The following is a 12,572-nucleotide window of genomic DNA, read 5'->3' as shown; positions in this document are numbered from 1 at the left end:
GCACCCTTGGATGCTCATTTGATAGCCGCGTGAACCGTTTCACCTGGGGGGCAGCGGGACACAGGCGGATCGCTCGCCGTAGTCTGGCGACCAGAGATCATGGGGCGGGCCGCGGCCCCGCCGGTCGAGCGAGAGGTCGCGCATGATCACATTTGACGCCGTCACCAAGCGGTATCCCGACGGCTTCGTGGCCGTCGACAACCTGTCCATGGAGGCGGAGACCGGACGGATCACCGTCCTGGTCGGGCCTTCGGGATGCGGCAAGACCACGACCCTGCGGATGATCAACAGGATGATCGACGCCAGCGAGGGGCGGATCCTGCTCGACGGCGCCGACGTCAAGGAGATCGATCCGCCGACGCTGCGGCGCGGCATCGGCTACGTCATCCAGCAGGCGGGCCTGTTCCCCCACCGCAAGATCGTCGACAACGTGGCGACCGTGCCGTACCTGCTGGGATGGGACAAGAAGAAGGCCCGTGACCGGGCCATGGAACTGCTCGACCGGGTCGGGCTCGATCCCAAGCTGGCCCAGCGCTACCCCTTCCAGCTGTCCGGCGGGCAGCAGCAGCGCGTCGGCGTGGCCCGCGCGCTGGCCGCCGACCCTCCCGTGCTGCTGATGGACGAGCCGTTCAGCGCGGTCGACCCCATCGTCCGCACCTCGCTGCAGGAGGAGTTGCTCAGGCTGCAGTCGGAGCTGAACAAGACCATCGTCTTCGTCACCCACGACATCGACGAGGCGATCAAGCTCGGCGACCGGGTGGCGGTGCTGCGCGTCGGCGGCAAGCTGGCCCAGTTCGCCGCGCCCAAGACGCTGCTGTCGGAGCCCGCCGACGACTTCGTGCGGGAGTTCCTCGGCAAAGACCGCGGCATCAGGCGGCTGTCGTTCGTCTCCACCGAGCACCTGCGGCTGCGCACCGATCTGACCGTCTCTTCGGGTACGGCTGCCGCGGGCTCGTCCGACGGATGGCTCATGGTCGTCTCCGAGGACGGCAGGCCGGTCGGCTGGCAGGGCCGCGACGAGCCGTTCGGTACCTACGTCCACGGGAAGGACTCCCTGCGCGCCGCGCTCGACGCCGCCCTGCTGTCGCCGTCGGGGCAGGCGGTGGCCGTCGATCCGGCGGGCAAGGTCGTGGGCATCGCGACCAGGGAGGCGCTCGACGCGGCGCTGGCGGAGGCCGCCGATGGATGACGACGGCCAGCCGCTGTTTCGGTGGAGCTGGGTCGAGAGCAACTGGAGCTCTGACTCGCCCAACAGCATCGTCAACCTGCTCCAGGCGCACATCGTGATGTCGCTGGTGCCCGTCCTGCTCGGACTCGTCATCGCGGTGCCACTCGGGCTCGCGTGCGTGCGCTGGCGCTTCCTCTACCAGCCCACCTCGGGCGTCATGAACGTGATCTACGCGCTGCCGTCGCTGCCGCTGTTCATGCTGCTGATCCCGCAGACGGGCCTGACTCAGCTGACCGTGATCATCCCGCTGACCTTCTACGCGATGGCGGTCCTGGTCCCCGCCGTCGTCGACGGCATGGGCTCGGTCCCCGACCACGTCAGGCAGTCGGCGGTGGCCATGGGCTTCACACCGCTGCGCCGCCTGGTCCAGGTCGAACTGCCGATCGCGGTGCCCGTCGTGCTCGCCGGGCTGCGCGTCGTCACCGTCTCCAGCATCAGCCTCGTCAGCGTCGGCGCGCTCATCGGGCAGGGCGGCCTCGGCAACCTGTTCACCGACGCCTTCCAGCGCGACTTCTACACCCCCGCCATCGCCGGCATCGTGCTCATCGTGCTGCTGGCGCTGGTCAGCGACGGGATCGTGCTGACCGCGCAACGCCTGCTCACGCCCTGGGTGCGGGCCAGGAGGGCGTCGTGAACTGGATCGTCGACTTCTTCACCGACCCCGCCAACTGGTCAGGGTCCAACGCCATCCCCGCGCGGCTGCTGGAACACCTGGGCTTCTCCGTGGCGGGGCTTGTACTCGCCGCGCTCATCGGGATCCCGCTCGGCCTGCTGATCGGGCACACCGGACGCGGCTCGGTCGTCGTGGTCGTCAGCGCGAACCTGGCCAGAGCGCTGCCCACCCTCGGCCTGCTCGTGCTGATCGTCCTGCTGCTCGGCACCGCCTCCATCTGGCCGGTGCTGATCCCGTTGGTGGCGCTGGCCGTACCGCCGATCCTGGTCAACACCTTCGAGGGCGTCAGGGGAGTCGACCCCGAGCTGCGCGACGCCGCCTACGGGATGGGGCTGCGCGGGCCGCAGGTGCTGTTCGGGGTGCTCGTGCCGGTCGCGCTGCCGCTCATCCTGCTCGGGCTGCGGCTGGCGGCGGTCCAGGTCGTGGCGACGGCCGCGGTGGCCGCCTACGTCGGTCTGGGCGGGCTCGGGCGTTACATCATCGACGGATTGGCGACACAGGACTACGAGAGCGTGGTCGGCGGTTCGGTACTGATCGTCGCCTTCGCCCTCGCCGTACAGGGGCTGTTCACCCTCGCGCAGAGGGTGACGGTGTCCCCGGGGGTGAGCCAGCGACTGCGGGTTCGATAATCTCTCTAATACCCCCCCGTTTAGAAGGGAAATAAGCATGAAGCGCATATTCGGCACCGCGGCGGTGCTGCTCTCAGCGATGCTCACCCTGACCGCCTGCGGCGGCGGTGGCAGCGGCAGCAACCCGCTCGACACCACCGCCGCCAGCGCGGCCCCGACCGGCAGCGCGCCCGCGGCGGGCGCGGGCACGGCGATCGTGGGCTCGTTCAACTTCCCCGAGAGCGTACTGCTGGGCTCCATCTACGCCCAGGCGCTCAAGGCCAAGGGTGTGAACGTCACGGAGAAGCCGAACATCGGCAGCCGCGAGGTCATCTACAGCCAGGTCAAGAGCGGCGGACTGACCGTCCTGCCCGAGTACAACGGCGCGCTGCTGTTCTACGTCGACCCCAAGTCGACCGCGGCATCGGCGGAGGAGGTCAACAGCGAGCTCAAGAGCAAGCTGCCCGCCGAACTCGAGATCCTCGACTCCTCGCCCGCGCAGGACAACGACTCGCTGACGGTGACCAAGGCGACGGCCGAGCAGTACAAACTGACCAGCATCGAGGACCTCGCCAAGGTGAGCAAGGACATGACGGTCGGCGGGCCCCCCGAGTTCAAGAAGCGTCGGGAGCAGCAGTTCAAGGACGTCTACGGCCTGGAGTTCAAGGAGTGGAAGCCGACCGGCGACACGACCGCTGACGCGATCAAGGACGGGACCGTGCAGGCGGGCAACGTCTTCACGACCGACCCGAAGATCATCATCAACGACATGGTGTCGCTGCAGGACCCCAAGAACGTCTTCAGCGCCCAGAACGTGACGCCGCTGGTGAACAAGGCGGCGACCAACGACACGATCAGGACCACGCTGAACGCGGTGTCGGCCAAACTGACCACGGAGAACCTGACGCAGATGATGCAGAAGATCTCGGTGGACAAGGACGACCCGGCGACGGTGGCGAAGGACTGGCTGACCACCAACGGCCTGCTGTAACGGCATGGCCCTCACCGGGGATCAACGGCAGGGCCCTCACCGGGGCGCGCTGCGCGCGTGGGGTTCGGTGGTCGCTCGGGGGCCCGCTTAACTGCATGGCCCTCACTGGGGCGCGCTGCGCGCGTAGGGGTTCGGACTGTGTTGTTCAGGGGGCGCGGCCCCCTGAAACCCCGCCCAACGGCGTGGTCCTCGCCTGCGGCTCGGGCAGTGCTCCTCAGGGGCAAGCCCCTGAAACCCCGGTGAGGGGCCTGCCGGCCCCTCACACTCCCCGGTCGCTTGGCCAGTCCAGCCTCGTGATGGACACGCGCGAGCAGGTCCAGGTCAACGGTGTCGGCGCAGGCGCTGTGATCGGCTAACGGCGGAATCGTCGACAAGGAACGCACCACGTCGTGTGCTCCTTTCGTGGGAGCGGTGACGGGAGCGGCCAGCAGCGGACGCGATCGCCGCCTGAACCGGCGGAGATCTCGCTGCCCGCCGACCACGCCCCTTATTGAGGACTCGCCCGTCTCCGCGCGCGCTGAATCACAGCAGGTCAGCGCGCACGGCCCCGCTACTTTGGGGCTGGGGACATCCTCGGGAGTCGCGGGCCGTGCCACGCCGGGCGGGCGCGGCTGGCGTCAGTCAGCCCGCAGGAGGGTGTGCAACTCGGCGGTTTCGAGGATGTGGGCCCGTGAGGGAAAGACCTGATGGAGCAGGACGTCGTGCGCTTCGGGGTCAGGGTCGGCGACGCCGTCGGCCAGGACGTAGAGCTGGTAGTCGCGGTCGGCCGCGTCGAGGACGGTGGACAGGACGACGCCGCTGGTACTGATGCCCGCGATGATCAGAGTGGTGATGCCGTGTTCGCGCAGCCGCTGATCGAGGTCGGTGGTGGATAGGCCTCCGTAACGGATCTTACGCACGATGATGTCTCCGTCCTGGGGAGCGAGACGTTCGTGGATAGCGGTGTCAAGGTCTGCGTGGTGCATGAGACGGTGCTGGGCGATCGGTGCGAAAGACCTGTTGGTGGGCGGGATAGCAGCCCAGTCGGCCTCGGTGAAGCCGACCCGGACATAGGCGACGGTGCCGCCCCGGGCGCGGACGTCGGCGATTACCTTTTCCATGCGTCCCAGCAGGGCTTCACTGTCGCTTTCGGGTAGCAGCGCGAGGATCGCGGGCTGATAGTCCATGACGAGCAGGGCGGTGTGTGCGGGGTCGAGCGCGGGGGCGGTGCTCATGCGAGTGTTTGCCTTTCCGGCGGCGCCTGGTCGGCGTTCTTGAGTTGGGGCGTGCGGTCGTGTCGAGGGAGGAGGAGCGGGGTCGCCAGGAGGAGGAGACCGGCGATCGCGATCGCGGTGCGGGGACTGGTGAAGCCGGCCAACAGACCCCACACGCCGGTCATGGCCGCGATGGTGGCTTTACTGGTGATCGACCAGGCGGACAGCGTGCGGGCGACCCGGTCCGACAGGAGCTGTTCGAGCCGGTAGGTAGCGAATACCGGGTTGAACACGCCCATGCAGGTGATCAGCCCGAGTTCGACGGCGATGACGAGGAAGAGCCCGGTGGGGCCGGGGCTGATGAAAGCCAATCCGAGTGGCCAGCACGCGCGCAGCGTCCCGGCGGTGAGCAAGACCTTGTGCGGTCCGAACCGTGCGAGGAGCGGGCGGGCCAGTCGCGAGCCGAAGAGGCCGCCGATGCAAGGGACGCCGAAGGCGAGGCCGTACTGCCAGGGTGCGAACCCGAGGTCATCGAGCATGAGGACGGCGAGCAACGGCAAGGCTGCCATGATCAGGCCACTGACCAGGACAGTGTTGAAGAACAACGGGCGCAGCGCTGGGCTGGCGAGGATGTACCGCCATCCCTCCAGCAGGTCGCCGGCTCCAGGCCGGGGCGGTGTGGCGGTTCGCACGGGACGTGGCTCCCGCCCGCCGATGGCGCGGATCCCCGCGGCCGAGAGGAGGAAGCTGACCGCGTTGGCCGCCACGCTCGCCACCGGGCCCACCAGCCCGATCGCGGCGGTACCGAGCGGCGGCCCGAGCGCGGTGGCGGTCCAGGCTGTGGCCTCGAACCGCCCGTTCGCAACGAGCAGGTCCTCGGACCGGACGAGCGCCTTCAGACATGCTCCGCTCGCAGCCGTGAAGGCGATGTCGGCCGCGCCGACAACGACCGCCACAACCAGGAGCTGAGCGAAGCTCAGCCAGCCGAGCACGTAGGCGGCGGGAACGCTCATCAGCGCCGCGAACCGGATCAGGTCCATCGCGATCAGCACCGGCCGTTTGCGCCGGAACTCCACCCACGGCCCGAGTGGCACCGCGACCACCGCCCCGACCGCGAGCCCTGCGGCGGCCAGCACCGACACCTCGGTAGGCCCTACGTCCAGAGCGAGAATCGCGATCAGGGCGAACGCGTCGAACGCGAGCCATGTGCCGAATGCGCTGACCGCATATGCGGCCCAGAACCACCTGAACTGCCGCCCCAGCGACCTTCCCAACGCGCACCCCGCGATCTCTACGAAACAACCACCCGTTGATTTGGGAGATCAAAACGCGCAGCTAGTAGGCGGGTCAAACAACCGGTTGACCGAAGGCATACAACTGTGAGTTGTGCACTAAGGTCGGTTGGTGTGGATCTCGATGCTGTGCGCACGTTCGTCGCCGTCGTAGACACCGGCCAGTTCCAGGACGCCGCCGCAGATCTGTCGATCACCCAGCAGGCCGTCTCCAAGCGCATCGCCGGGCTGGAGAAGAACCTCGCCGTGCGGCTGTTCACCCGTACTGCGCGCGGGGCCCGGCTCACCATCGACGGGCAGGCGTTCCTGCCCCACGCGCGCGAGCTGCTGCGCGTCGCCGAGCGAGCGGTCGCGTCCGTGCTCCCCGGCAGCCGTCCGCTGCGCGTCGACGTGATCGCCTCACGCAGCGCGGCGTCGGGCCTGATGCGCGGCTTCCACCGCGCGCACCCCGAGATCGAGCTCGACGTGGTGATGCTGTTCGATGTCGAGACGGCCGTCGCCGCCATTCGGTCCGGTGCGATCGACGCGTCCTTCCGCGCCGTCGCCACGCCCGGCCGGCCCCTTCCCGAGGAAATAGAGTCCGTCAGGGTGCTCGACGAGGTGCTCCAGCTCCTCACCGGGCCCGCCCACGCGCTGGCCGGCGCCCGGTCGGTGACCGTCGCTCAGCTCGCCGGGCACCGGATCTGGATGCCCGGCATCGTCCCCGGTACCGAGTGGGCCGCCTACTACGACGATCTCGTCGCCGAGTTCGACCTCACCATCGAGGCGACGGGCCCCAACTTCGGCTCCGACGCGCTCCTCGACACCATCGCAGACACCCCGGCCTTGGCCACTTTCATGGGCGAGCAGACCCGCCTGGTCTGGCCCGCCGACCACGGCCTGCGCCGCATCCCGGTGACCGACCCGACGCCCGTCTACCCGCACTCGCTCCTGTGGCACCGCGACAACCCCCACCCAGGGCTGGCCACCCTCCGCGCCCACCTCGCCGCCACAGCGGCCAGCCTCGACGCCGCCGGGACCTGGGCGCCGGGCTGGGTGATTCGGCGCTGAAACGCCGCCGCGTCTGCGATCATCGTGGGCGGATCGACGGACGGTGGCTCGGGGCAGGCATGGCCATCGACACACTCCGTCTCTGCCCCTCCGCATGCCTCATGACGTGTATGACGCTTACGTAGCTCTCCTGAGCGCCGGCTGCGACAGTCACCTCCTCGCTACGTGATCTCTTCCGGCGGGCGCCCGACGAACGGCATCCCGCGGCAGGCCACTCGAGCTTGCGTCCCGTCGTCAGTCAGACCAGGAGCGGTCCTGGATGGAACGCAGGAGCGCAAGACCTCTTCTGACCGTTCCGCAAAGTCGGGCTCGGCCTCAAGCATTCCGATGAACGGGAGGTCGCGAATGATGGGCCGTTCATCGAACTGATCGCGGACAAGGCGAAGCAGAAGGGCCACCTTTTCCTCGGGCAGGCGGTCCACCAGGTGGTGAAGTTCCTCGCGCATCGCACTCATATGCGTTGAATGTAGCCGGACATCGCTCAGTCCATCCGGCCCGACGCACTTGATCAATGGGTCGTGGAAGCGCAAACCGTCGACCTGATGTGGCTGTCCCGTGCCAGGCAAGCCGCACGGCAGCCCGAGCGGTCAAGAATCTTCGCATCAGGCCAAGAAGTAGCTATCGGGATGCCGGTCGTCGCGCTTCGATCAGGTGTCGGGTCGAGTGTGCGACGACGGGCTCGCCGTTCCGCATCTGCGTGTCAAGCTCGGCGAGCTTGTCGAGGTACTTCTCGACGGAGAAGTCCGGCACCCACCAGACACACTTGCGGAGGATCCACACCACGGCGCCCACGTCGTAGAACGCCATGCGGCACCGTACGGTGCGCAGGTCGGTGACGACCAGGCCGGCGTCCTTCGCCGCGGCGGATTCACGCTGAGGGTCGCGTCCTCTTCGTTCCTCTGGGAGCGGGCCGAGGAAATGCTCGATCAGTTCGAACGCCGACGCGGGTCCGACGTGCTGCGCGAAGTAGTAGCCGCCTGGCGCGAGTACGCGGTGGATTTCCGCCCAGTCGGGCGACACCGGGTGTCGTGCCGTCACCAGCTCGAACGACTCGTCCGGGAACGGCAAGGGGCCATCCTCGACGGTCTCGATGACGTGGACACCGCGCGGGCCGAGCAGCTCGCGGGCACGCTGCGCGTTGGGCGGCCAGGCTTCGGTGGCGACCATCCGCGGCGGAAACGCCGGAGCCTCCGCGAGGACCTCGCCGCCACCGGTGTCGATGTCGAGGGCGGACTTGACCTGGCCGAGGAGCTTCGCATACCCCTACGGCGGGCGCTCTTCCGTTGCGCGGCCGTTCAGCCAGTCGAACCGTTCCTCGTCAGTGATCAGGAGTGGGTCTTGGACCCGCCGCCCGGCACTGCGCGCATCCCGAACGGTTGTGGATGCGCTGGTCGCCCGCGTTCCTTGCATGTTCCCCGTCCGGGCACGTGCATCATGTGCACGGTCCGTGACGGGGCGGCGGGTTTCCTCACGCCCCCGGGTACCACGATCGGCCTGGACAGTCCGATGCCCAGCACCATCGCTCTGGTGATGCTGGGGCGGTGTCGTCCGTCGCCGGATCGGGTGCCCGAGGGCGCGTCGTCCGATCGCGATGCTCGCGGCATCGTGACGGGTGGTCTTCCGGCGGGGCGTGCTCATGGGCTTCTGCCAATGCTGCGCGCCCCACTGCGAGGTGTAGGCCGGATCAACGGCCACGATGGACACATTCATCTCAGCCGCCATCGACACCAGCCGCGCCTTGAGCTTGCCGGTGGGGATGCCGGAGATGAGCTGCCGGAACCGCTTGTTACGGCCGTGCTTCTCGCGGGTCTTCTCGGCGGTGAAGTCCAGGTCCTCGATACCGATCGCGGCCACACCGGCACCTTTGGCCCAGTGCAGGAGCCGGGTGATGGCATGCCGGATCTGCGCATCCCGATGGGGGGGCGGTGCCGGACAGGTCGTAGAAGAAGCGGTGCGGGTCGCCGACCGGGTTGCCGCAGGCGTCGAGGCGGTAGGCGGCGAAGTGGTCGGCGTTCGTATCGACACCGATCATCCCGCCTGCTCGGGCCGTCTGCAGCGGGATCGTCTTGACGGCGGGGCGTTGCCACGATGCGGTCAGGTACCAGCGGCCCCGGCTGACATCGAGGTGGACGCGGTACGCGACAGCCCGGTTCGCATCGATCCGGTCCCGCCATTGGGCGCCCCGGTGTTTGAACTCCACCCTGCAGACCAGCACATACCGGCCATGCCTGGCGTTGGCCAGATGGGCCAGCGGAGCCGGGAGCTTGATCGAGACCACGCCGTCGGGTGTGACGCGGATCGTCTCGTTGCCGTACCGCTTGCCGCTCTCGCCGTCAGCGGCGAGGAACCAGCGCTCGGCCTCCCAGTGTTGGCGCCACTCGGCTTCGGTCAGCCGCATCATTTCGAGATTATGGCGGTTGTTGAGCAGTCGTTGACCGCCGCGCACCACGTGCACGATACCGGCCTCACGCTCAGCCCGTACCTGCTCCAGCCGGTCCTCAAGCGTTGCCAGACGGCGCGATTTCATGAACCACTCGTGCTCGGAGCGGTATCCGCCCGGCGCCCGCTCGGTTGCCTTCGCTCCGATGGGCTGGGAGAGCCGGTGCCTCAGCGTACGGACACCGGCTTCGAGGCTATGGATGTGCGCGGCCTGGCAGCGGCGCGACAGCGCCCACTGATCGTGGCTCGCCTTGGTGATCGAACCGGCCCACCGGGAGGAGGACTCGGCGGTCAGGGCCCGCTTACGGGCCGCCCACGTGCCCGCGGAGTGCTCCAGACCATCCGCACAACGCTGCTTGAGATCACGGGACGCCAGAGAGCCCAGATGATCACCTACCAGCCGGAGGACCCTCTCATCCTGGGGCGTGAGGTGCTTGAGACGGTCGCGTATCGCCACACCGGACGGCCCGAGGGCGACGAACGGCGGGGCGATGGCGCGCAATTGCTTCTTGTTCGGCTCAGTCATCGGCCGCCGCAGCTTGTAGGGCCTTGCGTGCCCGGCTCTTCGCCGATCGGCGGCCGTACAGACGGACACACAACGACGTCAGTACCTCGACCATGTCCCGTACCAGATCGTCTTCGACCTCGCCCTCGTCCAGCGCCACCAGACGACGGCCGGTCGCCGACAGCGCGGCCTCGACCAGCTCCACGTCCATCCGGCCGAGCCGGTCCTTGTGCTCCACCACCACGGTGGTCACCGCCGGGTCAGCCAGCAGGCGGCGGGCCTTCGTGCGGCCGCCGTTCATCCCGGAGGCGATCTCGGATTCGATCCGCACCACCCGGTACCCGGCCTTTGCCGCCCACTGAGACAACCGGACGAGCTGGCGTTCCAAGTCGGCCTTCTGGCCGTGTGAGGACACGCGGGCGTACAAGCCCAGGCCACCGGTCACAGACGGTGAGGTGTTCGCGTCGATGTTGACCAGGATCGTCCGCGGCCCCACGCGTTCCGCAGGGACCGGCAACGTGCCCTCACGGAACCAACGGTACGCGGTACGAGGGGCGATCCCCTGTGCTCGCGCCCATTCCGTCAGGTTCACAAGGCGAGATCATACATCACGCATGGACAGCAAAGGATGCTTATGAACACTCAATCCGAAGCAGTTCCCGACCCCCAGCCTGTCACGTCGGCCGCGGCGGCCCTGACCAGCTCACCTTCGCCCTCGATGCCAGTGGATCAAGTTCGACTCCTCCGCTAACGTGACGCGTGCTCGTCAGGGCAACCCCCAACGCCGAAACCGTCGGAACCCGTTGAACGGAGTGTCCTCATGGCAGCCCCAAAACGAGACATCGAACAGCATGATGAAGAGCCACTGATCGGTGACGGCGTTACCCGGAGGATCGTGCGGGTGGGAGACACCGTTCGCCGCCCCGTCCGGCGCTTCACCATGACGGTTCAGGCCTACCTTGCGCACCTGCACGCGGCGGGCTCTACGGCGGCAGTGCGTCTGCTGCGGCATTCACCATGACCAGCTCGATCACAACGACGACACCTCCCTCACGCCAGAGGCCGCGATGGAGGTGCTGGAACCGGTGATCGCCCTCCTTCAGCACCTTCCCGAGCCGATCGGCAAGCCCTCGTCGAGATGATCAACCAGTGCGCAGGAGGGAAACCGCCCCTGACCGGCATCTGCCAGCCTGGGACACGCCCGCAACCCCGGGTCTCCTGGTCTGAGGGCATGGGCGGATGGAACACCGTGTGAACGAGGTTCAGACGCCCGCGCGTTTATGATCTGGTTCCCCTCCAGCAGCCGGAAGGGGTCGGCTGAAATCCGGCTAATGTTGCTCCGCATGACGCACACCGAGATCGAGATCACCGCGGAGTTGGTGCGGGATCTGCTGCTCGACCAGCACCCCGATCTGGCCGATTACCCGGTGAGTCTCGGCGCGCGCGGCTGGGACAACCAGCTATGGCGGCTCGGCGACGACCTCGCCGTCCGGTTGCCCTGGGCGACGCAGTCCGCGGACGAGCTGCTGCGCAAGGAGCACACCTGGCTGCCCACCCTCGCCCCGCGCCTTCCGCTGCCGGTTCCCGTCCCGCAGCGCCTCGGCGAGCCCTCCGCGCGGTTTCCGCGCCCCTGGATCGTCACCACCTGGGTGCCGGGCGAGCCCGCCGACCGCGCCCCCGTCACGCGCGGCACGGAGGCGGCCGACACCCTGGCCGCCTTCCTGACCGCTCTTCACCAACCCGCCCCCGAAGAGGCGGACACCGCCGGCCGGGGCCGCGGAGGGCCGCTGGCAGGCTCCTCCGAGTGGGTCGCCCAGCAGCTCGCCTCGGCCACCGAGCTGGGGCTGATCCCCGACCCGGACGCCGTCCGCGCGGTCTGGGAAGACGCCGCCGCCGCGCCCGACTGGACCGGCCCGGCGCTCTGGCTCCACGGCGACCTGCACCCGGCCAACGTCCTCACCGCGGACGGCACCATCTGCGGCGTGATCGACTTCGGCGACCTGTTCGCCGGCGATCCGGCCTGCGACCTCGCCGCAGCCTGGACTCTGCTGCCGGACGGCGCCGCCGACCGCTTCTACGCGGCCTACCAGCCGGCCCCGGACGCCGCAACCCTGCGCCGCGCCCGCGGATGGGCCGTGATCCGCGCCCTCGTCGGCCTCCACGTCGGCGACGCCGGTGTCCACGGCCGGCCAGGCGGCAAGGCCACGTGGGGCCCACCCGCCCACGCGGCACTGCGACGCCTCATCGCAACGGCCCATCGCTGATCGATCACCTCTCCACGCGCTCGAAAACCTTCGCGCCGGACCCACCATGCTCGGCATTCTGGGGTCTACTTCGCCTGACGTGCCTTAACGACCTTCATGCGACTGACCAGCAGGTTCGCTTGACAACCCCAGATAACGATCGCCAGTCTCTTGCCGTCTCCTGGAAGCGCGGAGCCCGCCAACTCAAGTGCACATCCGCCAACTGAAGTGCTAATCCGCCAACTGAAGCGCTCAGTCAGTGCGCCACGAGGCGCTACGTAATCGAGTGGAGGTGGAAGACCGCCACCGTTGGGCCGTCGCAGCGGCCTGATCGAAGCTGAGGGTAGCCC

At 68.4% G+C, this 12,572-nt stretch carries 13 protein-coding genes; 6 read left to right on the top strand and 7 right to left on the bottom strand.

All coding sequences use genetic code 11. The features are described 5' to 3' along the window. The first annotated feature begins 142 nt into the window (after positions 1 to 142). The 4 genes from ACFXJ8_RS36240 to ACFXJ8_RS36225 are packed head-to-tail and all read left to right on the top strand — an operon-like array spanning position 143 to position 3,500. Positions 143 to 1,189, top strand: a complete 1,047-nt coding sequence (locus tag ACFXJ8_RS36240; RefSeq protein ID WP_379648814.1) for an ABC transporter ATP-binding protein — start codon at positions 143 to 145, stop codon at positions 1,187 to 1,189. After that, the gene (locus ACFXJ8_RS36235) at positions 1,182 to 1,862 is read left to right on the top strand and encodes an ABC transporter permease (protein WP_379648812.1); all 681 of its coding nucleotides are present in this window, start codon (positions 1,182 to 1,184) and stop codon (positions 1,860 to 1,862) included. The genes ACFXJ8_RS36240 and ACFXJ8_RS36235 overlap by 8 nt, the downstream gene beginning before the upstream one ends. Further along, a complete protein-coding gene (locus ACFXJ8_RS36230) occupies positions 1,859 to 2,530 on the top strand; it encodes an ABC transporter permease (protein ID WP_379648810.1) in 672 nt (223 codons plus the stop codon). Before ACFXJ8_RS36235 ends, ACFXJ8_RS36230 begins: the two co-directional genes overlap by 4 nt. 37 nt (positions 2,531 to 2,567) lie before the next feature. Then, the gene (locus tag ACFXJ8_RS36225; protein WP_379648808.1) at positions 2,568 to 3,500 is read left to right on the top strand and encodes an ABC transporter substrate-binding protein; all 933 of its coding nucleotides are present in this window, start codon (positions 2,568 to 2,570) and stop codon (positions 3,498 to 3,500) included. 617 nt (positions 3,501 to 4,117) lie between these two features. Here the strand turns inward: ACFXJ8_RS36225 and ACFXJ8_RS36220 are convergent. Continuing rightward, positions 4,118 to 4,714 carry a cysteine hydrolase family protein gene (locus ACFXJ8_RS36220; protein WP_379648806.1) on the bottom strand — a complete coding sequence of 199 codons (597 nt, stop codon included), beginning with the start codon at positions 4,712 to 4,714 and terminating at the stop codon, positions 4,118 to 4,120. Continuing rightward, positions 4,711 to 5,967 (bottom strand): MFS transporter, encoded by a 1,257-nt coding sequence (locus ACFXJ8_RS36215; protein ID WP_379648804.1) that lies wholly within the window; start codon positions 5,965 to 5,967, stop codon positions 4,711 to 4,713. Before ACFXJ8_RS36215 ends, ACFXJ8_RS36220 begins: the two co-directional genes overlap by 4 nt. 132 nt (positions 5,968 to 6,099) lie before the next feature. On the opposite strand from ACFXJ8_RS36215, the gene ACFXJ8_RS36210 reads away from it, so the two are divergent. Then, positions 6,100 to 7,035 carry a LysR family transcriptional regulator gene (locus tag ACFXJ8_RS36210; protein ID WP_379648803.1) on the top strand — a complete coding sequence of 312 codons (936 nt, stop codon included), beginning with the start codon at positions 6,100 to 6,102 and terminating at the stop codon, positions 7,033 to 7,035. A 161-nt stretch (positions 7,036 to 7,196) separates the two neighbouring features. Here the strand turns inward: ACFXJ8_RS36210 and ACFXJ8_RS36205 are convergent, their stop codons facing one another. The 5 genes from ACFXJ8_RS36205 to ACFXJ8_RS36185 all read right to left on the bottom strand — a co-directional run bounded on the left by ACFXJ8_RS36205 (position 7,197) and on the right by ACFXJ8_RS36185 (position 10,571). Then, positions 7,197 to 7,490 carry a hypothetical protein gene (locus tag ACFXJ8_RS36205; RefSeq protein ID WP_379648802.1) on the bottom strand — a complete coding sequence of 98 codons (294 nt, stop codon included), beginning with the start codon at positions 7,488 to 7,490 and terminating at the stop codon, positions 7,197 to 7,199. 163 nt (positions 7,491 to 7,653) lie between these two features. Continuing rightward, positions 7,654 to 8,256 carry a class I SAM-dependent methyltransferase gene (locus ACFXJ8_RS36200; RefSeq protein ID WP_379648918.1) on the bottom strand — a complete coding sequence of 201 codons (603 nt, stop codon included), beginning with the start codon at positions 8,254 to 8,256 and terminating at the stop codon, positions 7,654 to 7,656. Positions 8,257 to 8,298: 42 nt separating this feature from the next. After that, on the bottom strand, positions 8,299 to 8,889 hold the full coding sequence (locus ACFXJ8_RS36195) for a hypothetical protein (protein WP_379648800.1): 591 nt from the start codon (positions 8,887 to 8,889) through the stop codon (positions 8,299 to 8,301). Further along, positions 8,822 to 10,000 carry a hypothetical protein gene (locus ACFXJ8_RS36190; protein ID WP_379648798.1) on the bottom strand — a complete coding sequence of 393 codons (1,179 nt, stop codon included), beginning with the start codon at positions 9,998 to 10,000 and terminating at the stop codon, positions 8,822 to 8,824. Before ACFXJ8_RS36190 ends, ACFXJ8_RS36195 begins: the two co-directional genes overlap by 68 nt. Further along, positions 9,993 to 10,571, bottom strand: a complete 579-nt coding sequence (locus tag ACFXJ8_RS36185) for an IS607 family transposase (protein WP_379648796.1) — start codon at positions 10,569 to 10,571, stop codon at positions 9,993 to 9,995. Before ACFXJ8_RS36185 ends, ACFXJ8_RS36190 begins: the two co-directional genes overlap by 8 nt. 751 nt (positions 10,572 to 11,322) lie before the next feature. On the opposite strand from ACFXJ8_RS36185, the gene ACFXJ8_RS36180 reads away from it, so the two are divergent. After that, a complete protein-coding gene (locus tag ACFXJ8_RS36180) occupies positions 11,323 to 12,243 on the top strand; it encodes an aminoglycoside phosphotransferase family protein (RefSeq protein ID WP_379648794.1) in 921 nt (306 codons plus the stop codon). Positions 12,244 to 12,572 lie beyond the last annotated feature (329 nt).

It is taken from the genome of Nonomuraea sp. NPDC059194 (assembly GCF_042754765.1).
Classification (GTDB): Bacteria; Actinomycetota; Actinomycetes; order Streptosporangiales; family Streptosporangiaceae; genus Nonomuraea.
Note: the sequence above shows the minus strand (reverse complement) of the source record. Positions and strands in the feature narration are given on the sequence as shown.